The 21,217-nt window shown below is 72.8% G+C and carries 18 protein-coding genes; 13 read left to right on the top strand and 5 right to left on the bottom strand.

Annotated features, from left to right (window positions below):
- Positions 1-50: 50 nt before the first annotated feature.
- Positions 51-965, top strand: a complete 915-nt coding sequence (locus tag ACWEQG_RS28610; protein WP_452289389.1) for an oxidoreductase — start codon at positions 51-53, stop codon at positions 963-965.
- An 89-nt stretch (positions 966-1,054) separates the two neighbouring features.
- Here the strand turns inward: ACWEQG_RS28610 and ACWEQG_RS28605 are convergent, their stop codons facing one another.
- Complete coding sequence (locus tag ACWEQG_RS28605) at positions 1,055-1,564, bottom strand: hypothetical protein (protein ID WP_452289387.1); 510 nt, start codon at positions 1,562-1,564, stop codon at positions 1,055-1,057.
- Positions 1,565-2,020: 456 nt separating this feature from the next.
- Between ACWEQG_RS28605 and ACWEQG_RS28600 the strand changes: the two genes are divergently transcribed.
- On the top strand, positions 2,021-2,641 hold the full coding sequence (locus ACWEQG_RS28600; RefSeq protein WP_452289384.1) for a hypothetical protein: 621 nt from the start codon (positions 2,021-2,023) through the stop codon (positions 2,639-2,641).
- A gap of 16 nt (positions 2,642-2,657) precedes the next feature.
- Here ACWEQG_RS28600 and ACWEQG_RS28595 read toward each other — a convergent pair whose 3' ends face one another.
- Both ACWEQG_RS28595 and ACWEQG_RS28590 read right to left on the bottom strand, forming a co-directional pair.
- Entirely contained in the window at positions 2,658-3,836 is a 1,179-nt protein-coding gene (locus tag ACWEQG_RS28595) for an acyltransferase family protein (RefSeq protein WP_452289382.1), read from the bottom strand.
- Positions 3,837-3,878: 42 nt separating this feature from the next.
- Positions 3,879-5,480, bottom strand: coding sequence for a serine/threonine-protein kinase (locus ACWEQG_RS28590; protein ID WP_452289381.1), 1,602 nt, complete (start codon positions 5,478-5,480; stop codon positions 3,879-3,881).
- Between the two features lie 330 nt (positions 5,481-5,810).
- Here ACWEQG_RS28590 and ACWEQG_RS28585 point away from each other — a divergent pair, with 330 nt between their 5' ends.
- The 4 genes from ACWEQG_RS28585 (at position 5,811) to ACWEQG_RS28570 (ending at position 13,167) form a co-directional block, all read left to right on the top strand.
- Positions 5,811-7,421, top strand: a complete 1,611-nt coding sequence (locus ACWEQG_RS28585; RefSeq protein WP_452289379.1) for a cytochrome P450 — start codon at positions 5,811-5,813, stop codon at positions 7,419-7,421.
- Positions 7,422-7,490: 69 nt separating this feature from the next.
- Positions 7,491-10,061: a class III lanthionine synthetase LanKC gene (lanKC, locus tag ACWEQG_RS28580; RefSeq protein ID WP_452289377.1), complete on the top strand. Its 2,571-nt coding sequence runs from the start codon at positions 7,491-7,493 to the stop codon at positions 10,059-10,061.
- Positions 10,062-10,338: 277 nt separating this feature from the next.
- Positions 10,339-12,117 (top strand): ABC transporter ATP-binding protein, encoded by a 1,779-nt coding sequence (locus ACWEQG_RS28575; protein ID WP_452289375.1) that lies wholly within the window; start codon positions 10,339-10,341, stop codon positions 12,115-12,117.
- Positions 12,118-12,138: 21 nt separating this feature from the next.
- The gene (locus ACWEQG_RS28570; protein WP_452289373.1) at positions 12,139-13,167 is read left to right on the top strand and encodes a radical SAM protein; all 1,029 of its coding nucleotides are present in this window, start codon (positions 12,139-12,141) and stop codon (positions 13,165-13,167) included.
- Positions 13,168-13,186: 19 nt separating this feature from the next.
- Here ACWEQG_RS28570 and ACWEQG_RS28565 read toward each other — a convergent pair whose 3' ends face one another.
- The gene (locus tag ACWEQG_RS28565; protein WP_452289371.1) at positions 13,187-14,104 is read right to left on the bottom strand and encodes a DUF72 domain-containing protein; all 918 of its coding nucleotides are present in this window, start codon (positions 14,102-14,104) and stop codon (positions 13,187-13,189) included.
- 145 nt (positions 14,105-14,249) lie between these two features.
- Here ACWEQG_RS28565 and ACWEQG_RS28560 point away from each other — a divergent pair, with 145 nt between their 5' ends.
- The 5 genes from ACWEQG_RS28560 to ACWEQG_RS28540 are packed head-to-tail and all read left to right on the top strand — an operon-like array spanning position 14,250 to position 17,954.
- Positions 14,250-14,423, top strand: a complete 174-nt coding sequence (locus ACWEQG_RS28560; protein ID WP_346225289.1) for a hypothetical protein — start codon at positions 14,250-14,252, stop codon at positions 14,421-14,423.
- Positions 14,424-14,439: 16 nt separating this feature from the next.
- A complete protein-coding gene (lepB, locus tag ACWEQG_RS28555; RefSeq protein ID WP_452289369.1) occupies positions 14,440-14,871 on the top strand; it encodes a signal peptidase I in 432 nt (143 codons plus the stop codon).
- Positions 14,872-14,885: 14 nt separating this feature from the next.
- Entirely contained in the window at positions 14,886-15,410 is a 525-nt protein-coding gene (locus ACWEQG_RS28550; RefSeq protein ID WP_452289367.1) for a MauE/DoxX family redox-associated membrane protein, read from the top strand.
- Positions 15,411-15,428: 18 nt separating this feature from the next.
- Positions 15,429-15,974, top strand: coding sequence for a TlpA family protein disulfide reductase (locus ACWEQG_RS28545; RefSeq protein ID WP_452289365.1), 546 nt, complete (start codon positions 15,429-15,431; stop codon positions 15,972-15,974).
- Positions 15,975-16,034: 60 nt separating this feature from the next.
- Positions 16,035-17,954: an ABC transporter ATP-binding protein gene (locus ACWEQG_RS28540; protein ID WP_452289363.1), complete on the top strand. Its 1,920-nt coding sequence runs from the start codon at positions 16,035-16,037 to the stop codon at positions 17,952-17,954.
- 16 nt (positions 17,955-17,970) lie between these two features.
- On the opposite strand, the gene ACWEQG_RS28535 is transcribed toward ACWEQG_RS28540, so the two are convergent.
- Positions 17,971-18,783, bottom strand: coding sequence for an AfsR/SARP family transcriptional regulator (locus ACWEQG_RS28535; protein WP_363462851.1), 813 nt, complete (start codon positions 18,781-18,783; stop codon positions 17,971-17,973).
- Positions 18,784-19,259: 476 nt separating this feature from the next.
- Between ACWEQG_RS28535 and ACWEQG_RS28530 the strand changes: the two genes are divergently transcribed.
- Both ACWEQG_RS28530 and ACWEQG_RS28525 read left to right on the top strand, forming a co-directional pair.
- Positions 19,260-20,045, top strand: a complete 786-nt coding sequence (locus ACWEQG_RS28530) for a hypothetical protein (RefSeq protein ID WP_452289361.1) — start codon at positions 19,260-19,262, stop codon at positions 20,043-20,045.
- The gene (locus ACWEQG_RS28525) at positions 20,032-21,210 is read left to right on the top strand and encodes a helix-turn-helix domain-containing protein (RefSeq protein ID WP_452289359.1); all 1,179 of its coding nucleotides are present in this window, start codon (positions 20,032-20,034) and stop codon (positions 21,208-21,210) included. The genes ACWEQG_RS28530 and ACWEQG_RS28525 overlap by 14 nt, the downstream gene beginning before the upstream one ends.
- Positions 21,211-21,217 lie beyond the last annotated feature (7 nt).

Here is a 21,217-nt window from a genome sequence, read left to right as displayed (position 1 = left end):
TCTCCTCACAGCTTCGACCGGTTCACGGGGATTTGTGGCACTCTGCAGGGATGGGTGGAGACAGCATCGACGCGGCCACGGCGGGCACGGAGCCGTCGAGGAGGACCTGGAAGCTCGGCGACCTGACGGTCAACCGGATGGGGTTCGGCGCCATGCGCCTGACGGGCAGCGCGGCCTTCGACCTCGGCACGCCGAGCGACCGCGAGCGGTCGCTCACGGTGCTGCGACGCGCCGTCGAGCTCGGCGTGAACCACATCGACACCGCCGCGTTCTACTTCTCCCGGTTACGGTCCGCCAACGAGCTGATCAACCGGGCGCTCGCGCCGTACCCGGACGACCTGGTCATCGCCGTCAAGGTGGGCCCGGGGCGGGATCCGTCCGGCGAGTGGCTGCCGTTCGCCCGGCCGGACCAGCTGCGCGGCCAGGTCGAGGAGAACCTGCGTCAGCTCGGCCGGGACCACCTGGATTTGGTGTACCTGCGCCAGCCGGGGCTCGACTCGATCGCCGAGCACTTCGGGGCGCTCGCCGAGCTGCGTGAGGCCGGGCTCATCCGGCACCTCGGGATCTCCAACATCCGGCCCGCGCACCTCGCCCAGGCCCAGGCGATCGCCCCCGTGGTGAGCGTGCAGAACCGGTACGGCGTGGGCGCGACGCGGAGCCGCGAGCTGCTGCGCGCCTGTGGTGAGCAGGGCATCGCGTTCGTGCCGTTCTTCGCCATCGCCGGGAAGGGCCGCGAGTCGGGAGCGAGCGGCACGGATCAGGACGAGGTGCGCGCCGTGGCCGAAGCGCACGAGGCGACACCCGCGCAGGTGCGGCTGGCCTGGACACTCCGGCAGGGGCCGCACGTGCTGGCCATTCCGGGCACCGGAAACCCCGATCACCTGGCCGAGAACATGGCCGCCGCCGCGCTGCGCCTCACGGACGAGGACATGGCCCGCCTGGACGCGCTCACCGAGGCCGGCTGACCCGCTCGTACGGGCCGAAGACGCGAGCGGCGGCCCCGTCGGGCCGCCCGCGCCCGCCAGAGTTCGCGTGATTTCCCACGGCGGCCGAGTCAGCCGGTTTTTCTCACGATGCCGGGAACGACGTCCGGGGAGTCGGTCGAGAAGTAGATTCTCCGCACCGCCCTTTTCCCCGTCCCGGGAAGGTCGACGTGCACGGGAGGATCGAGTTCGACGCGGACGTTGACCGTGCTCAGCACGGAGCACGCCACCGCGTCGGGGTCTCCGGGAACAGGACGCGGTCCACGCCCCTTTATCGTCTGCAGGACCCGCGAGGCGGAACGGACGCAATCCCGCGGAACCGCGAGCTCCCCCAGGAATCCCGTTCGCAGGATCAGGTGCGACGACGACACCAGATGCGGATGGCGGGCGGTCGCCGCCGCCGCTCCCAGGGCGGTGAGCACCAGCAGCATCTCGAACACCGCGTGCGGCGGCTTGATTTCGGGCGGGAGCATGCCGGAGACGAGAAGGGCCGTGACGCTTTCCACCGCGGCCAGGACGACGATGATCAGCCGCAGTTCCGACGAATGAGGCAGCCGCACTCCGCCGGAGGTCCCGGGCACCGGCCGCCGCGTTATCCAGCCCGCGAATGATTCCAGCAGGATTCGCGCGATACGCGTTCCGGACGGTCTCGCTTTCACCTGGCCCTCGGGTGTCCCCGGCACAGTCGAATTCCTCCCGACGACGCGGACGATTCATCTTCAGGATAATTTCCCGATTCGGAACGGACCCACGTGGGGTTTCCGCGAGCCCTGAAGACGAATACCGCAAACCTGCGTGTCACGCGACGCCGGGAGACCGCTCTCGACAGGGCGGTCAAGGCCGGCGGCGTGGTGGTCACGACGGTCCGCCGACGGCGCCGTCCACGATCGGCATGGCCGCGGGCGTGCTCGACCGTGGTCATGTCACAGTGGTCAACCTGACCACGCTGAGGATGGGCGGCCCGCTCCGGTTCCGGCCGGCCGCCCGGGGATCATTGCGGGGCCGGGATTCGCCGGCGACATCGAGGGGGAGACGACGTGGCTTCGGTGGGTCGCGACAGCATGCACGCAGATCCTCGGAGAGAGAACCGGTTCGCCCGGGGGCTGACCGAGGTCTTCGCGCCCGCGCACATCGTCATGGGGCTGCCGCTGGTGATGGGCGCGGTCACCGGCGGTTGGTCGGGCGTCGCCTGGGGCGCGCTGACCGCGGCCCTGTGCGGGGGGATTCCCCTCGGGATGCTCTTGGCGGGCGTCCGGTCGGGCCGCTTCGGCGACAGGCACGTCAGGGACCGTGCCCAGCGGCCGAAACTGATCGGCCTGATCGTCGTCCTGGTGGTCACCGCGCTGACCCTGATGGTCCTGCTCGGCGCTCCGCGCCTGATGGTCGCCGGCGCGACCGCCATGCTGGCCACACTGGCCGTGACCGGCCCGGTCACGCTCTGGTGGAAGATCAGCTTCCACACGGCGGTGACGGCGGGCGGCGTGGTGATGCTCGCGTGGGTCCTGCCGCCGGTTCCGGTCTACGCGGCCGGCGCCGTGCTGGTGGCGGCGCTGGCCTGGTCCCGGGTGGTCATCCGCGATCACACCGCCGCCCAGACCGTCGCGGGAGCCGTGGCGGGCGGCGCCGCGACGTGGCTCACCCTCACCGTCCTCCTCTGACCACGGGCGCCGAGGCTCACGCGCCGTCCGGCAGGCGCCCCCGCTCACCCTGCTCACCCCGCACGGCTTCGGATCCGGCGGCGCCACGCCTGGTGTTCAGGCGGCGGCCGAGGCGCTGGCCGGGGGCCTCCACGAGCCGGTACGCCACGTGGCCGAGGACCAGCAGGGCGAGGAAGAACACCGGCAGGTTCGGGACGATCCGCAGCAGGAGCGGGTGCAGCAGATACAGAGAGAAGCTGATCACCCCGAGGTAGGCGAGCCACCGGGGGAACGACCGGCGCCGCAGCGCGAACACGAGCACGAAGAACCCCGCCGCCAGCAGGACCGCCGAGGCCCAGGCGGGCTCGCGCGCCACCAGGACGCCGCAGGCGAGGACCGTCAGCAGGGCGGCGACGGCCCACCTCCACCGGAGCATGCCCCGCTCCGCACGGTGGACGGCCGTCCCGGCGAACATCATGGCCGCGATGACCAGCCCTTGTCCCGCGCCGATCCTGCTGCCCAGGACGACCAGGGCCAGGCCGAGAAGGCCGCCGAACACCGCGGCCGCCGTCCTGAGGCGCCCGTTCGCGAGCATGGTCACGGCGATGACCAGGACCACCGCGACGCCCAGGATCGCGGCGGCCAGGTCCGCGCCGCCGTTGATCGTCGCGTACGGCATGAGCAGCCCGAGCGGCACGGCCGCCACCGCGAGGACCACGGCGATCGGCGCCGGCCTGTGGGCCTGCCGTACGGCGAACAGTCCCGCCGTCATCAGGTAGAACGCCATCTCGTACGACAGCGTCCACATGACGCCGATCACCGAGGGGACGCCGAGGAGTTCCTGCAGCATCGTGAGGTTGGCCAGCGCGACGAGCGGCGGCGGCCGGCTGTCGAGGCCCGGGGACGTCTCGAACACCCCGGCGTACGCGAGGAGCAGCGCGAGGGCCAGCGCGGCGAGCAGCAGCGGGAGGAGCCGGAAGGCCCGGCCGGTCCAGAAGGCCCGCAGGTCGCCCCGCCGCTCCAGCGAGGCCGGAATGATGTAGCCGCTGACCAGGAAGAACACGAAGACGCCCCAGGTGCCGACGTCGACCCTGCGGTCGACCTCCGCCCAGACGGCCGGGACGAAGGTCCAGGCCGAGTGGTGCAGCGCCACGGCCGGAGCGGCGACCCCCCGTAAGGCGTCCAGCCATACCAGCCGGGAGCGGTTTGATGCCATTCAGGTGACTTTAGGCGATAAGTGGGGACGTGATCCCCCGCGTCAGCCCGCCTTATGGACGCTGAAATCGTCGAACGAGACGGTGACCGCGCTGCTTCCGGCCTCGGACACGCGAGCGAGAATCCCCGACTGGTTGTGCGGGCCGGGCGACAGGGGATGGGCGTCCTCGGCGTCGAGAGCGCGCGTGCCGTCGACCCAGAACGTCAGACGGGAGCCCCGGCAGGCGGCCTGGAGGCGCACCGCGCGCCCGGCGCGCGGCGGGGCCGCCTTCACCGGCGGCACGACGTCGAGACGCGTGCCCCCGGACTGCCGCACGACGCGGGCCGTGCCGTCCAGGCCGAGCAGGAACGCGTATCCGCTGGGGACGTCCTCGTCCCACCGGCACACGAGCCCGAAGCCGCCCTGTCCCGCCCCCTCCCGCAGCTCGGCCGTCACGCCGACCAGCACGTCGCGCCCGGCCGCGGCGTCGGTCTTGGCGGGCACGGGCGACAGCGCGGTGTTGACCGGGCCGGAGCGGTCGGCGCGGACCGTGAAGACACCGCGCTCGATCTCGTAGCCGCGCGTCGTGCGCCGGTCGCCGGCCGCGCCGGGATCGAAGGTGTACCCGTCCCAGTTGCCCCGCTCGCCGAAGTCGTCGCCGTACAGCAGGCTCCCGCCCGGGGGAACCGCCTCGTCGCCGCCGCGGGACGCGTACAGCAGGAGGATCCCGCCCGTGACGAGTACGGCCGTCACGCCCGCCGCGAGCCCCACGGCCCACCGTCGCCGCGGGCCGGTCCCGGGGACCGGCGTACGCACCGGATCGGCCGGGCGCGTGGCGGCCGTGGCGCCGTCGCCGCCGGTGAGGGCGCGCAGCAGGCCGGAGGCGGCGGGCCGGGCGGCGGGATCCTTCGCCAGGCATGCCTCCAGCAGCGGGCGAAGGTCGGCGGGCACACCGGACAGGTCGGGATCGCGGGCCGAGATGGCCATCAGGATGGCCGGGACGGTCGGCCCGGGGAAGGGCAGGCGCCCGGTCGCGGCGTACGCCATCGTCACGGCCCAGCTGAACACGTCGGAGGACGGGCCGGGCCGCTGCCCGGCGAGTTGCTCGGGGGCGATGAAGGCGGGCGTGCCCGCCATGCCGCCGCCGCTGACGGTGTGGTCGGCGGCGCTCGCGATGCCGAAGTCGATGACCACGGGCCCTTCGGGGCCGAGGATCACGTTGCCCGGCTTGAAGTCGCGGTGCACGATCCCGGCCCGGTGGATCGCGGCGAGGGACGTCAGCGTGGCGACGGCGAGGCGGTGGAGCCCGCTGCCCGTACGCGGGCCGTCCTCGGCGACCGCCGTCGCCAGCGAGGGCCCGGGGATGTACTCGGTGACGATGTACGGCCGCCCGTGATGGGACCCGGCGTCGAGCACGCGGGCCGTGCAGAAGGGGGCGAGCCTGCGGGCCGTCTCCGCCTCCCGCAGGAAGCGGCGGCGGCTCGTGGCGTCCATGGCGGCCCTGGCGTGCAGCATCTTGATCGCGACCTGGGCTCCCGAGGCGTCCCGTGCGAGGTAGACGGTGCCCTGGCCGCCCTCGCCGAGGACGCCGACGAGCCGGTGATCGCCGATGCGCTCGGGATCACCGGGGTCGAGAGGGTACGGCGGCACGACGCGGTCCGTCACGGGCGGCGGCCGCACGTGATCGGCTCCGGCCGTTCCCGCATTCGTTCCACTCCCCCACGATGCCGTCGGTATGTCGATCAACCAGGCGGATCCTGTCATATCCGGAGGCCACCCGGCAGCGAATCAGCCCCAGCCGTCGCGGAGGGCGCCGGAAAGGGCCCGGCCGCACGGTCTTGCCGGCATCCGCGCAGTTCATCGCGCATAACACGTGATTCACAAGTAGGTCACAAGCAGGCCACAAGAGTCGTCAGGAGAAATGGACCCCGTCGCAGCGGTTCCAAGGGGCAGGGAACGGCAGCGGTTCCAACGGGCAGGAACGGGGGGAACCAGATGACAACGATCGTCGGCGGGCGCCGGACCCTGCTGATCCTCAACGCCGAGGACGGGACGGGCCGCCTGGAGAGCGAACTCGCCGGCCTGGGCTGGCACACGGGCAGGGCCGACCTGGCCGCGGGAGACCTTCCCGGCCTGGTGGAACAGGTCGCGGACCTGCTGGCCGCGCCCGGCAGCCCGGACCGCACCGCGATCCTCGGATTCGGCGAGGCGGGCCTGGCGGCGCTGGAGATCGCCGACCGCCACCCGGAGCGGGTCACCGCCGTGGTCGTCGTGGGCATGGCGGATCACGACCTCGCCGGGGAGCTGTCCTGCCCGACGCTGACGCTGCCCGCCTCGGGGCGGGAGCCCGTGGCCACGGCGGTCGTCCCCTTCCTGGCCGCGCTGGACACGCAGGCGGAGGTTCCCCCGGACCTGCCCGCCACGCTCCGGCCGCTCACGCCGGCGCTGCTCAACGACGCCGAACTGCTCGGGCGGTTCCGTGAGATCGGGCCGATCCACCGGCTCAACGCGGAGGGCGCCGCGACGACCTGGATCCTGACCGGCCACGCGGCGTCCACCCGGACGCTCACCGACCCGCGCCTCGCCGGAGAGGTGGAGATCACCGCGGGGTTCCGGCTCCAGTCGGACGACCCGGCCCTCTCCCACAAGGGCGATCTGGACCTCATCACGATCGACGGCCGGGAGCACGCCCGGCTGCGCCGGCTCGTCGAGCGGCACCTCACCCCCGAGCGTGTCGAGGCGCTGCGCCCGCGGATCCAGCGCGCGGCCGACGCCTTGCTCGACGCGATCCCCGCCGGGGAGGTGGTGGACTTCCTCCACGCGTTCGCCTACCCGCTGCCGGTCCTCGTGCTGTGCGAGCTGCTCGGCGTGCCGGAGGATCGGCGGGGCCACATCCGCGAGTGGATCCTGGAGCGGCTGGTCACTCCGCCGCCGAAGGCGCACCCCGACATCGACGAGTTCCTGCGGGACCTGATCGCGGCTCGGCGCGAGAGCCCGTCGGACGACCTGCTCGGCTGGGTCGTCGCGGACGAGGGGGACGACCTGGCGGAGGACGACCTCGTGTCGGCGGCCAGGTTCCTCATGGTGAACGGCCACCGCGCCCCGACGACGGTGCTGGCGAGCGGCCTGGCCGCCCTGCTGAAGCGCCCGGAGCAGTGGGCCCGGCTCGTGGCCGAGCCCGCGCTGGTCGCCACCGCGGTCGAGGAGTTGCTGCGGCTCGTCACGCCCTTCCCGGTCACCATCGCCCGTCAGGTGACGGCCCCGATCGAGGTGGGAGGCACCCCGATCCCGAAGGGCGATCTGCTCGCCGCGTCGCTCGTGGCCGCCAACCGCGACCCGTCGTTCTTCCCCGGCCCCGATCTGCTGGACGTCGGGCGCCGGGACAACCCGCACCTCGCGTTCGGCCGCGGTCACCACCACTGTCTCGGCGCGGACCTGGCCAGGGCACAACTGCGGGTCGCCTTCGGCACGCTCGCGCGGCGCTTCCCCGACGTCGAGCTCGCCCGCGACTCGCGGAGCCTGCACTACCGGCAGAGCAGCGTGCGTTACCTCCTCGGCCTGCCGGTCGTCCTGCGGCCGGATCGCCGCGGGGAGCCCGCCGCCTGACGAGAAACGGGCGCCCGTCTCACCAGAACCGTTCCCCACGCACGCCCTCAGCAGCCAGGAGCCGATCCGATGAAAGAGACGATTCCGCAGTTAGTCGCCTACTGTCAGGCCGACCCGCTGTTCTTCGAGCCGGTCTGGCGCATCCCCGACGACGACAACCGCTTCCCGGCGGGCTCCCGGCCGCTGCCCGACGGATGGCGCCGGGGCGAGAGCGAGCTGTGGGTCGTGCTGCTCCCGCCGGACCTCGCGCTCCCGGAGCAGGGGTGGAAGATCCACGTCTCGGCGACCGACGCCGACGCCGCCGCCGTCTGCGACCTCGTGGCCGGCTTCTGCCTGGACCGCGGCATCGCCGTCAAGTTCCTGCGCAGCAGGATGGCGGTGCGGCTGATGAACAACAAGTACGCCGACCGGGGCAGCAGCGGCAAACTGGTCACCCTGTATCCGGTGGACGAGGAGCAGTTCGCCGAGGTGCTGCCCGCGCTGGCCGAGCTCCTCAGGGGATACACCGGGCCGTACATCCTCAGCGACCTGCGCTACGAGGACTCGCCGGTCTACGTCAGATACGGCGCGTTCCAGCCGATGACGTACACCAAGTCGGACGGCAGCCTCGGATACGCGATCCGCACGCCGGACGGCCGGCTGGTGCCCGACCAGCGCACTCCCGCGTTCACCGTGCCGGAGTGGGTCACCCTCCCCGAGGTGCTGCGCGGGTCGTACGAGAAGCACACGGCGGGCGACGGACAGGAGTTCCCGTACCAGATCGAGCGGGCGCTGCACTTCTCCAACGGCGGCGGCGTGTACCTCGCCCGTGACGAGGCGTCCGGCGGGTACGTGGTGCTGCTGGAGGCCCGGCCCCACGCGGGCCTGGACGCCGGGGGCGTGGACGCGGTCACCAGGCTGGCGCACGAGCGCGACATCCTGGAGCGGCTGAGCGGCCTCGACTGCGTGCCCCGGCTGCTCGGCCACATGGTGATCTGGGAGCACCACTTCCTGGTCGAGGAGTACATCGAGGGCAAGACCCTGCTGGACGAGGTGTTCGAGCGCTATCCGCTCGCCACCCCCGACCCGGCCCCCGAGACGCTGGCCGCCTACACCCGCTGGGCGATCGACATCCTGGCCAAGGTCGACCACGCCCTGATGTCGATCCACGCCAGAGGCGTGCGGATCGCCGACCTGCACCCCGAGAACATCATCGTCCGGCCCGACGGCCGCGTCGCGCTCATCGACTTCGAGATCGCCTCCGACCTCGCGGACACGCGGCCCCCCGGCCTCGCCGCGGCCGGGTTCGCCGCGCCCAAGAACCTCAGTGGCCGGGCGGCCGACAACTACGTGCTGAACTGCCTGCGGCAGTGGATGTTCCTGCCGATCAGCCCGCTGCAGGACCGGGACCCGGTCAAGCTGGGCAGCCTCACCGGCGTCATCACCGAGCACTTTTCCCTCCCGCCGGGGTTCGGGGCGCGCATGGTCCGCAACTTCGAGGCGGTGAAGGGCCCCCTCGGCGAGGACGTCGCGGCGCGGATGTTCACCGAACCGGACTGGCCGGCCATCCGCGACGCGATCGCGGCGGGGATCACGGCCGGTGCGACCCCCGACCGGAAGGACCGGCTCTTCCCCGGCGATCCGCAGCAGTTCGCGACCGGCGGGTTCACCGTGGCCAACGGCGCCGCCGGTGTGCTGTGGGCCCTGCGGCAGGCCGGCGTCCCGGTGCCGGAGGAGCACGTGGACTGGCTCGTCACGGCCGTGCGCCGGGCGCCCGATCCGCGTCCCGGCCTGCTGAACGGCCTGCACGGCGTGGCCGCGACGCTCGAGTCGCTCGGCCGCCGCGACGACGCGCTCGACGTGCTCGACCGGGCCCGCAAACTGCACGACGGCCTGGAGGTCCCCGGCCTCCACGGCGGCCTGGCCGGAGCCGGCCTCAATCTTCTGCACTTCTTCGCGATCACCGGCGACGAGGACCTGCGCGCGGAGGCCGTGCGCATCGCCGACCGGCTCGCCCGCGAGCTCGGCGACGACGCGTCGCGCGTGTTCCGCCCGGACGGCAGGGTCGGCCTGCAGCACGGCCTGACCGGAGTCGCGTCCTACTTCCTGCGGCTGCACGACGTCACCGGGGAGCCGGAGTATCTCGACCTGGCCCGTACGGCGCTGCGGCGCGAGATCGGCCGCGGCCAGACGCTGCCGGACGGCGGGTTCTGCCTCCTGGACAGCAACCGATACCTGCTCTACCTCGGCACCGGCAGCGGCGGGCTGGCCCTGGTGCTATCCCAGTATCTAGGCCGGCGTGAGGAGCCGGGCTTCGCCGACGTGATCGGCGGCGTCCGCCGTGCCCTGCGCGCGCCGTTCACCCGCCACCCGGCCCTGATGGAGGGCCGGGCGGGCACCATCGCGACCCTCCGCCTCATGGGTCTGCCGGAGGACCGGCCGCTCGTCGACGAGCACGTACGCCGGCTCTCCTGGCACGCCCTGTCCTACGAAGGCCACCTGGCCTTCCCCGGCAATCAGCTCATGCGGCTCTCCATGGACCTCGAAACGGGTTCCGCCGGTGTGCTGGCCGCCCTCAGCGTCGCGTTCGACCAGAGCGCGTCGGTAATGCCGGTTCTCGATCTGCGGACCCCCGCGTTCGAGACGACAGAAAGGAAATAGGAAATGGCTCAGGTTCTGCAGCTCCAGACCCTCAACCCGAACGAGGCCAAGGCGCACCCGTGCTCCAGCATCGTGACCTCGTACAACGGCACCGCCTGCTACATCTGCGTCTGACCGAGGCCGGTCGAGCGGGCACCCGGGTGGTCGCCGCCGGTGACCACCCGGTGAACGCTCGCGGACGGTGAGACACCCGGCCCTGGCCGGTCGCGCCCGGCGCGGCCCGGCCGGGGCCGGATTATCCCCTCTTTCCTCTCCCCACAGTCTTTGCGAGGAACCCGTGGACACGCAGCGCGACCAGTCCGGCGCGCCGACGGCGACGCCGCCCACGTGGCGGGTGCTGCTGCGCTACATGCGCCCGTCCTGGCGCTGGCTCGCCCTCGGCGGGTTGCTGAACCTCACGACCGGAGCGGTCGGGCTGACGCTCCCGCTCGTCGCGAGGCGGTTGATCGACGATCTCGGCGCCGACCGGCCGCTGACCGGCGTGCTGCTGCTGATGGGCCTGCTCGTCGTCGTGACCGCGGGCGTCGGCCCGCTGGGCGAGTGGGTGCTGCGCCGTACCGGCGAGTCGATCGTGCTCACCGCCCGCCGGCGCCTGGTCTCGCATCTGCTGCGGCTGCGGGTGCCGGCCCTCGACCGCGCCGAACCCGGCGACCTGATGTCCCGGGTCACCTCCGACACGATCCTGCTGCGCCAGGTCACCACCGATTCGGTGATCGGCATCGTCACCGGGAGCCTCACGGTCCTCGCGACCGCCACGCTGATGGGCCTGCTCGACCCCGTGCTCCTCGTGGTCACGCTCGGCGTGCTGGTGCTCGCCGGGGCGCTCATCCGGGTGGTCATGCCGCGCGTCGGCAGGATGAGCAAGGACGCGCAGAAGTCCGTCGGGGCGATGGGCGCCGCCCTCGAACGCGCGCTCGGGGCACTGCGCACGATCAAGGCGTCCGGCGCCGAGCACCGGGAGGAGACCGCCGTCCACCGCTCCGCGGAGGAGTCGTGGCGGGCCTCGGTACGCGCCGGCAAGTGGCTGGCGATCGCCGGGCACACCGCCGAACTGGCCCTCCAGGTGGCCTTCTTCGTCGTCCTGTCCGTGGGAGGAAGCCGCGTGGCCGCCGGTGCGATCGACGTGGGCACGCTGATCGCGTTCCTGATGTACGTCTTCTTCCTGGTGCCGCCGCTCCAGCAGCTCATCGGCGCGGCCGGGCAGTACCAGGTCGGCGCCGCCGCGGTCGCCCGCATCACCGAGGCGGAGCGGCTGCCCGCGGAACCGGCCGCGCCGGCCGCGACGCTCCCCGCGTCCGGCGCGGCCCCGGCGGAGCTGGAGTTCCGCGACGTGCACTTCCGCTACTCGCCGGACCTGCCGCCGGTCCATCACGGGATCAGCTTCCGCGTGCCCGCCCGGGGCATGACCGCCTTCGTCGGGCCCTCCGGCGCGGGCAAGACCACGGTGTTCTCCCTCATCGAGCGGTTCTACGAGCCGGCCTCGGGGAGCATCCTCATCGACGGCGACGACATCGCCACCTGGGACATCCCGCGCCTGCGGGCGGCCATCGGCTACGTCGAGCAGGACGCTCCCGTCCTGTCGGGCTCCCTGCGGGACAACCTCCTGCTCGGCGCGCCCGAGGCCACCGGCGAGGAGATCGAGCGCGTCCTGCGCGTCGCCCGCCTCGACGCTCTGGTGGCGCGGCTGCCCGCGGGCCTGGACACCCTGGTCGGCCATCGCGGCACCCGCCTGTCCGGTGGTGAGCGCCAGCGCGTGGCCATCGCCCGCGCGCTCCTGCGCCGCCCCCGCCTTCTGCTGCTGGACGAGGCCACCTCCCAGCTCGACGCCGTCAACGAGGCGGCGCTGCGCGACACGATCGCCGAGATCGCGCGTACGACGACGGTCCTGGTCGTGGCGCACCGGCTGTCCACGGTCACGCTGGCCGACCGGATCGTCGTGATGGACGCGGGCGTGGTGCGGGCCGTCGGCACGCACGAGGAGCTGGTCGGCGCCGACCCCCTCTACGCCGAGCTGGCCGCCACCCAGTTCCTCGCCGCTTCCCCCGTGACCGCGTGAACATCCCTCTTTGGAGCATCCATGGAAACGCCCGACCGTCCGCTTGAGATCATCTGGGACATCACGTATGCCTGCCCGCTGCGGTGCTTCCACTGCTACTCCGAGTCCGGCCGCCGTCCCTCCCGGCAGCTGGAGCGGGCCGAGATGCTGCGGGCGGCGGACGCCATCATCGCGATGCGGCCCTACGGCGTCTGCCTGGCCGGCGGCGAGCCCCTCCTGGTGCCGGGCGTGCTCGACGTCGCCGGCCGCATGACGGCCGCGGGTGTGCGGGTCTCCCTCTTCACCGGAGGCTGGACGCTGCGCCCGCCGATGGTCGGGGACCTCGTGCGGACCGCCGCCAGGGTGAGCGTGAGCCTCGACGGCGCCACGGCCGAGGTGCACGACCGCGTCCGTGGCCGCCGCGGCTCGTTCGACCGGGCGATGGACGCCCTCGCGCTGCTCGACGCCGCCGCGCGGGAGCGACGTCTAACCGGAGACACACCGCTGTCTTTCGGGATCGACTGCGTCGTCGTGCGCAGCAACTTCGACCAGATCGACCAGTTCTGCACCGACATCGCGCCGAGGTTCCCCGAGCTGGAGTACGTGTCGTTCGGCGCGGTCATCCCGGAGGGGCTGGCCAGCCGTACGGGGGTCGTGGAGCACGAGCTGCTCTCCGACGCCCAGGTCGCCCTGCTCGGCAGCCGCGAGTTCACGCGCCGCCTGCGCGCGCTGGCGCCGCCGTCCGTCCAGGTGAGCGCGACCGACAACCTCGCGTTGCAGATGCACCCGGACCGTCCGTTCCTCCCCGTGCTGCAGGTCGAGCCCGACGGAGCGGTCCGGGCCATGCCGGCGTACGAGGGCACGGTCGGCAACCTGCTGACGGACACGCCGGAACGGCTGTGGGAACGCGCGCTGGAGCGCTGGCGCGACCCCTTCGTGGTCGAGACGTTGAGGTCCGTGCACACGATGGAGCAGTGGGCGGAGGCGACCCGGAAGATCGACTACCGCTTCGGCTCGGACGCCGACCGCGCCCGCATCGACCGCCGGCCGCACTTCGCGCCCACGGCCTGACGTCCCCGGCGGGGCGCGTTCACGCTCCCGGCGTGCCGCCGGACCTCGGGCGTACGTCGCAGTCCGGCAGGCCCGCCAGGACGGCGGCGAGCTGGCGGGCGTTGATCTGCGCGTGGTCGCGGTAGCAGTTGTTCATCAGCACGTGGGTCGTGGCCGCCCGGCCGCCGAGCTCGCGCAGCCTCGGCGCCCACCGCTTCAGCTCCTCCAGCGAGTAGCGATAGCCGAAGCGCTCGTGGATGTCGTGGCTGGTCCACTTGTCGCTGTGGCCGTGGAACCGGACGACCTCCAGGTCGGACGTGGCCGCGACGACCGGCGGGATCGAGTCCGGGTAGCCCTGCGGCATGTCCACGCAGACGTACGGGATGGCGTACGAGCGGAGGAAGTCGAGGGTCTCCGCCTGGTTCTCCTCGCTCATCCACGTGTGGTTGCGGAACTCCACCGAGATCCGCAACGGCTCGCAGCGCCGCTTGCACTCCAGGATGTACTGCTTGTTCGCCCTGCCGATCGGGAACCACCGGGGGAACTGGAAGAGCACCGCCCCGAGCTTGCCCGCCTCCCGCAGCGGCAGCAGGGCGCCGACGAACCGCTCCCAGACCTGGTCCACGACCTTCGGGTCGAGATCGCGGGCGTACAGGTTCTTGCCCGCGCCGCTCGGCCGCAGGTCCTTCGGCAGCGCGGCCGGCCGGGTCGGGTGCCGCGTGAGCAGCGAGAACGCCTTGACGTCGAACGTGAAGTCCGTGGGCGTGCGCTCGGCCCACAGCCGTGCGGTGGCCTCGGCGGGCGGCGCGTAGTAGGTCGAGTCGACCTCCACCACCGGGAACACGCTCGCGTAGTGGCGCAGACGTTGCTCGGGCGTCGTGACCTCGGGCGGATACCACCCCGACTCCAGCAGCGTCTTGTCCGTCCACGACGCGGTGCCGACCAGGATCGTCCCCATATCTAACGATAGGCGCGTCCGCCGTACGCCGGTGAACACGCGGAGTCGATGTACGAAGAACGTATTCGGCCGGTATCGATATTGTTCGGCCCTTTTTTACAGTTTCGGTGACCCTGAACGGTTCTCCATTGAGAGGCGGTTCGACATGTTCACCAAAATGGCCGACCGGCTGATTTCCCGGCTGGCGCCGAAGCACTCGGCCCAGGCCGCGTGCCCCTGCTGGTATGAGGGCACCGCCTGTCTCTTCCGCAAGTGCTGCACCTACGGCGCGTCCTGCGGCACCGGCGAGTCCTGCGGCAACTGGATCCTGAACTGCTAGCCCGGACGGAGTGACGATGCTCGCGTGGACGGCCGTACTCGTCGTCGTCGCCGGCCTGGTTCTGCTGTGGCTGCGGCGCACTCTCGCCGTCGTCGTGGTGTCCGGCGTCAGCATGGAGCCGGCCTTCCACGCGAGCGACCGACTCCTCGTCCGCCGGTCCGGGCCGTCCCGGCTCAAGGTCGGAGACGTCGTCGTGTTCGCCCGGCCCAGCCGCTACGCCGGCGAAGAACTCCTGCCGGTCGAGGAGCGGTGGATGGTCAAGCGGGTGGCGGCGCTTCCGGGAGACCCGGTGCCCGGCTCGGTCCTCCCCGTGGTCGCGCAGCCACGGGTGGCCTCCGACCGGCTGGTCGTCCTGGGGGACAACCCGGGGGCCAGCTACGACTCACGCCAGTTCGGATTCCTCCCGGCGGACCTCATCCTCGGGGTCGTGCTGCGGCGGATGAGCTGACCGAAGGAGCAACGGTGGACTATCTCACTGTGGGCTGCCGCAGCCTGCTGGCGCTGCTGTTCCTGGCCTCGGCCGGGGGCAAGCTGCGCGGCGCCGGCGCCTACCGGGACTTCGTGGCGGCCACCGGCAGACTCGCCCCGCGGTTCCTCCCCACCCGCTGGGCCGCGGTCGCGGTGGTCGCCACGGAGATCGCCGTCGCGGCGCTGGTCGCCGTGCCCGCGACGGCCACGGCCGGGTTCCTCCTGGCCGCCGTCCTTCTCAGCGCGTTCACGCTCGCGATCCTGGCCGCGTTGCGGCGCGACGAACGGACGCCGTGCGCCTGCTTCGGCCGCTCCCGCCGTCGTCTGGGGGGCGGCCACGTGGTGCGCAACCTCCTCCTGCTGGTCGTCGCGGGGCTCGGTCTTCTGGGATCGGCGTTCGCGGCGGACGGATCGGCCGACACCGCGGGCGTCCTGACGGCCGTCGCGGCCGGCGCGGCGGGCGCCCTCCTCGTGTCCCTCGCCGACGACTTCATCGACCTGTTCACCCCTGTCGCCTGAGATCGGAAAGGCCGCCCGATGCCGTACCTCGTCACGCTCGTCGTCCTCGTGGGTGTGCTCTGCCTGGTGAACCTCGTCCTGATCGTCGGCGTGATCCGGCGGCTGCGCGAGCACGGCGAGGCCCTCGCCGACAGAAGCGCGCAGGAACAGAACCGGCGGGCCATCCTTCCCGAAGGGGAGGTGGCGGAGCCGTTCGAGGCCGTCTCCACCGACGGCAGCGTCGTTTCACGCGACCGGTTGGAGCAGCCCACGCTGGTCGGCTTCTTCTCCCCCGGCTGCACGGCCTGCCACGAGGCGCTGCCGGACTTCCTCGCCCTGGCCGCGCGCTTCCCCGGCGGTCCCGGGCAGGTGCTCGCCGTCATCCTGGACGAGAACGGCGAGCCGGGCGAGCAGCGCGAGTCGCTCGAACCGGTCGCCCGTGTGGTGGTCGAGAAGCTGGGCGGTCCGGTCAGCTCCGCGCTGCACGTCCGGGCCCTCCCCTCGTTCGGCCTCGTCGGTCCCGGCGGCAGGGTGATGTCCAGCGGCCTGCGCCTGGAGCAGGTCCTCACCACCGCATCCGCCTGAACGCCCGCGTCCCTGCCGATCCCGTCGAGTCCCATCCCGTCCAGCCACGGAGCAGCGCCGATGTCGGACACGCCCCCGCAGAACGGCCCCGCGGGCTCCCCCGAGCCGCCCGAGCCGCCCGTGCCGCCCAGGGCCACCCCCGCCGCCCTGGCCGCGGCGCTCGCCCTGGCCTGGCGGGCGGGCCCCTGGCACACCCTCGCGTACGGGCTGCTGGTGCTGGTGGAGGCGGCTCTGCCGGTCGCCACGGCCTGGCTGACCAAGTCCGCTCTCGACCTGCTCGTCAGCCGGGCGCCCGGCAGTGCCTTCTGGACGGTCGGGGCCGGGCTGGCCGCCACCGGCCTGGCGTCGACCGTGCTGCCGCACACCTCCGGGTATCTGCGTCAGGAGCTGGCCCGTCGCACCGGACGGCTCGCCCAGGACCGGCTGTTCGCGGCCGTGGAGCGGTTCGCCGGCCTGGGCCGCTTCGAGGACCCGGTGTTCCACGACCGCCTGAGCCTGGCCTACCAGTCGGGCGGCGTGGCGCCGAACGCGGTGGTCGGGGGCACCCTCGCGACCGCCCGAGGACTGGTCACCGTGCTGGGCTTCCTCGGCTCGCTGCTGGTGATCAACGCCGTGCTGGCGGTGGCCGTCCTGGCCGCCGCGGTGCCCGCGTTCCTCGCCGAGCTGCGGCTGTCGCGGCAGCGGGCCACCATGTTGTGGCGAATCGGACCGGTCGAGCGGCGGGAGCTGTTCTACCGTCAGCTGCTGACCAGCGTGCGGGCCGCCAAGGAGATGCGCCTGTTCGGCGCGGGACGATACTTCCGCGAACGGATGATCGCGGAACGCGCCGCCGCCGACGCCGAGCGGCGGGGGCAGGACCGCCGCGAACTCACCGCGGAGGGCGGGCTGGGCCTGCTGTCGGCGGCGATCGCCGGCGGCGGCCTGATCTGGGCGCTGTTCGCCGCCGCCGGCGGACGCATCACCGCGGGCGACGTCGCGCTGCTCACCGCCTCGATCGTGGGCGTCCAGGCCGCCGTCGCGGCGCTGGTCGGCGAGGTGACGACGGCCCACCAGCAGGTGCTGACGTTCGGCCACTACCTGGCCGTGGTCCGGGCCGGGCCGGACCTCCCCGTACGCGAGCGGGCGATCGCGCCGGGGAACCTGCGGCAGGGCATCGAGTTCCGCGATGTCTGGTTCCGCTACTCCCCCGGCCATCCGTGGACGCTGCGCGGGGTTCGTTTCACCATCCCCGCGGGCACGGCGGTCGGACTGGTGGGCCGCAACGGCGCGGGCAAGAGCACGATCGTCAAGCTGCTGTGCCGGTTCTACGACCCGGTGCGGGGCTCGATCCTGTGGGACGGCGTGGACCTGCGCGACCTCGACCCCGCCGAGCTGCGGCGGCGTGTGGGCGCGGTGTTCCAGGACTACATGGAGTACGACCTGACGGCGGCGGAGAACATCGCGGTCGGCGACCTGAGCGACGGCCGGATGGACCTCGACGACGGCCGCATCGAGGCGGCCGCGCGCCGCGCCGGCGTGCACGAGACCGTCGCCGCGCTGCCGCGCGGCTACCGGACGATGCTCACGCGCATGTTCTTCGGCCCACCCGGCGAGGGGGCGGACGCCGAGAGCGGGATCGTGCCGTCCGGCGGCCAATGGCAGCGTTTGGCGCTCGCCCGTGCGCTGCTGCGCGACCGGCAGGACCTGCTCATCCTGGACGAACCGAACTCGGGCCTGGACGCCGAGGCGGAGCACGAAATCCACACGAGGCTCCGGGCGCACCGGGCCGGGCGCACGAGCCTGCTGATCTCACACCGGCTCGGCGCGATCCGGGAGGCGGACCTGCTCGTCGTGCTCGACGAGGGGCGGGTGACCGAGCGCGGCACGCACGAGGAGCTCATGCGGCTCGGCGGCCTCTACCACCGGCTGTTCCTCCTGCAGGCACAGGGTTACCAGGAGCAGAGCGTGGAATCCCTTCCGGGCGGATGGGCGGGACCGTGAGATCCGGTCGCGGCGGTCAGCGGCGGCTCGGGCGCCGGGGGCGGGGGCAGGCCGTCTTCCTGGGCCGCCACCCGATGGCGGGCCCGGCCAGCCGAGGGTCGCGGTTCAGCATGAGATGGTGCAGCTCGGTGAGCTCGGGCCCCGGTTCGATGCCGAGGTGCAGATTCAGCGCCTCCCGCGCCTCGCCGTAGACGGTCAGCGCCCCCGCCACGTCTCCCGTCCGGTAGAGGGCGACCATGAGGTGGCCCCAGAGCCGCTCACGTGTGGGACGCAGCGCCAGGGTCTCCCGTAGCCCGCCGATGACCTCGGCGTGTCGACCGAGAGCCAGTCTCGCCCGCGCCGCCTCCTCGACCGCCAGGAATCGCTGTTCCTCAAGTGCGTCGAGCTGGGCCGCGACTCCCACCGTGCGGGGAACGTCCTCGGCCGCGCCGCCCCGCCACAGCCCGAGCGCCGCGGTGAAGTGACGCAGCCCTTCCGTGTGGTCGCTCCTCGCCATCGCCTCCCGTCCGTGGCGCAGCGACTCACGGAACTCCAGCACGTCGAGCTCTTCGTCGCAGACCCTGAGCGAGTAGCCCGGCGGCCGGGCCCGCAGACGGTGGTCGTCCAGCCGCCTGCGCAGCAGGTTGACGTAGCTGCGGACGTTGGCGAGCGCCGACTTCGGTGGCCGGTCCTCCCACAGCGCGGCGAAGAGCCGCTCGATGGAGACGGGTCTGTTCGGTTCGAGCAGCAGGCAGGTGAGGAGTAGACGCTGTTTGGCCGCACCGAGGTGGACGGGTTCTCCGCCCTGCCACACCTGAACCGGACCGAGAATGCCGAACCTGAGGCGCATCCACCCCTCCCCGACTTCGCTCCCGGATGGTGGGAGCGCTCCCAGGGACGGTATGCGCCTGTCGATCATGTGTCAACGATGTTCTGTATTCGTTTACAGGAAATGACGGACACCCGGAAACGGTCAGCCGTTTGGTCGTCGCGACGCCTGCGGCCTGCGTTGACGCAGGACGCTGACGTGCGGCGACGCATGCGTGTCACGGTCCGCACACCGTCCGTGCGCCCCGGCTGCGATTAGTTGCCGATGTACACCAAATGAAAGCTTCACCTGCCCGGTTCGCGCGCCGGCGGGCCACCCGATCCGGGCCGCCGGCTCCGTCGCGGCGGCGGGACGATGCCGGGAGATCGCGTCGCCCCGACCGGCCGGGATCGCTGCGGCAGGAGTGACCCGTGAAGCGGCGGCGGGTCTATGATGTCGGAAAATAAAGTGCCCCCGGTGTCCCGGCGGCACTCGAAGCATGCACACCGGAGGTGGCGATGCTGTCGACCTGGGCCCTGGAGACGTTCGGTCCGCGTGCCGAGCAGATCCGCCAGGGGGTGACCGAGGCGCTGGCGCTCGCGCTGGAGAACGCCCAGGACGCCCAGAAGACGGCGCGGACCGAGCTCCTCCACCCGTTCGGCTTCACGCTCATGTCGCGCAAGTTCGAGGCGCTCGCCAGCACGTTCGCGGACATGCCCGACGTCGTGACCGTCAAGCCGCCCGGCTCGCAGCACGAGCTCGTCGTGCTCGGCGGCAACCTGCTGTTCCCCTTCCGCTACGCCAAGGACCGCTCGGTGAGCGTGGTCAACGCCCGGATCGGCGACGGCAGGCCGTCCGGGCTGGTCCAGGCGTTGTTCACCCGGTTCGGCCCGCAGCCGTGGGCCGAGCAGCTCGCGCTCGGCGGCGTCGAGGCCGCCCTGCCGGAGCCCGCGACTCCGGCCGCCCGTGCGCTCACCCGGCTGCCCGAGGACACCCGCCTGGTCCTCATCGCGTACGCCTGCAACGCGCGGGCCGGTCTCCTCGACGTGTGGTGGGGCGAGGCCGAGCTGCTGGACCGCACCGGCAGCCTGCACTGGCACCACTGCGAGGAGATCCCGCTCGCCGGGGCCCTGCCCGCCGGGCTGCCCCTGGTGACCCCGGCCGGGCAGGAGGCCCCGTTCGCCGGGGGCGCGATGCCGGCTCCGGCGCTGAACCCCCGGCCACGCCACGAGCGCGCGACGGCCCTGCCCACGACCGGCGAGGCGCCGTACGCACCGGACGCCGCGGTTCATGAAGGACGGTAGGCGGCTCCGCCCGGCCGGGGACGGAGGCTTCCCGCCCGGACCGAGCCCGCAGGCCGTGGCGGACGCCTTCGACGGCACTCGGCTCACGCAGGCGCGGCGGCTGGCCGCGCTCACCAAGAAGGAGGTCGCCGAGCGCATCGGGGTGTCGCCCGCGGCGGTCGGCCAGTACGAGGCGGGGGTCACCCGGCCGCGTCCCGACCTGGTCCCGCTCCTCGCCGAGGTGCTCGCCGTCCCGGCGGCCTTCTTCCTGCCCGGCCGCCCGCACGGCAAGCTGGACGGCTCGATGGCGCACTTCCGCAGCCTTCGCTCCACCCGCGCCTATCAACGGGCCAAGGCGGCGGCCTTCGTCGAGCAGGTCTGGGAGCTGACGTACGCGCTGGAGAAGCGGGTGCGGCTCCCGCACGCCGACCTGCCGGGGTTCGCCGGTGGCGAGGTCGACTCGGGCAGCGCGCTGCCGCGCGACCCGGCGGGCGCTGCCCGCGCGCTGCGCGCGCACTGGGGGCTCGGCACCGGGCCGATCAGCCATCTGGTGCGGCACATGGAGTCCCGTGGGATCGTCGTCGTCTTCCCCGAGGCCGACGAGGACGCGGTGACGGTGGACGCGTTCTCCACCTCCAGCCTGCCGCGGCCCATCGTCGTGCTGACACCCAACCGGTTCGACGACGTCTACCGGCACCGGTTCACCGCCGCCCACGAGCTGGGACACCTGGTGTTGCACGGGGACGCCGCGGCCGGGGACAGCCAGCAGGAGCGCGAGGCGGACTCGTTCGCCGCGGAGTTCCTCACCCCGCGCGAGAGCATCCTGCCGAGGCTGCCCGCCCGGGCCGACCTGCGGCGGCTCGCGGAGCTGCGCCGCGTCTGGGGCGTGTCGGTCGACTCGCTGCTGTACCGGTGCCGCGAGGTGGGACTGCTGTCCGACTCCGCGGCCGGGCGCGCCTACCAGCGGCTCGCCGCGCTGCGCGACCAGCCGGGCTTCGCCACCGAGCCGGTGTCGGGCTACCCCGGCGAGCAGCCCGTCCTGCTCAGCCGGGCGTTCGAGATGGCGGCGGCCGAGACCGGGCTCACCGTGCCCGCGCTCGCCCGGGAGCTCGCCTGGCCGATTCCGAGGGTGCGGGAGCTGATCGGCCTGCCCGCCCACCGCCCGGAGCTGAGACTCGTCCCCTGAGCGGCGT

The sequence above is a fragment of the Microbispora sp. NPDC004025 genome, from assembly GCF_053604425.1.
This window is presented reverse-complemented; position numbering and strand designations above follow the sequence as displayed.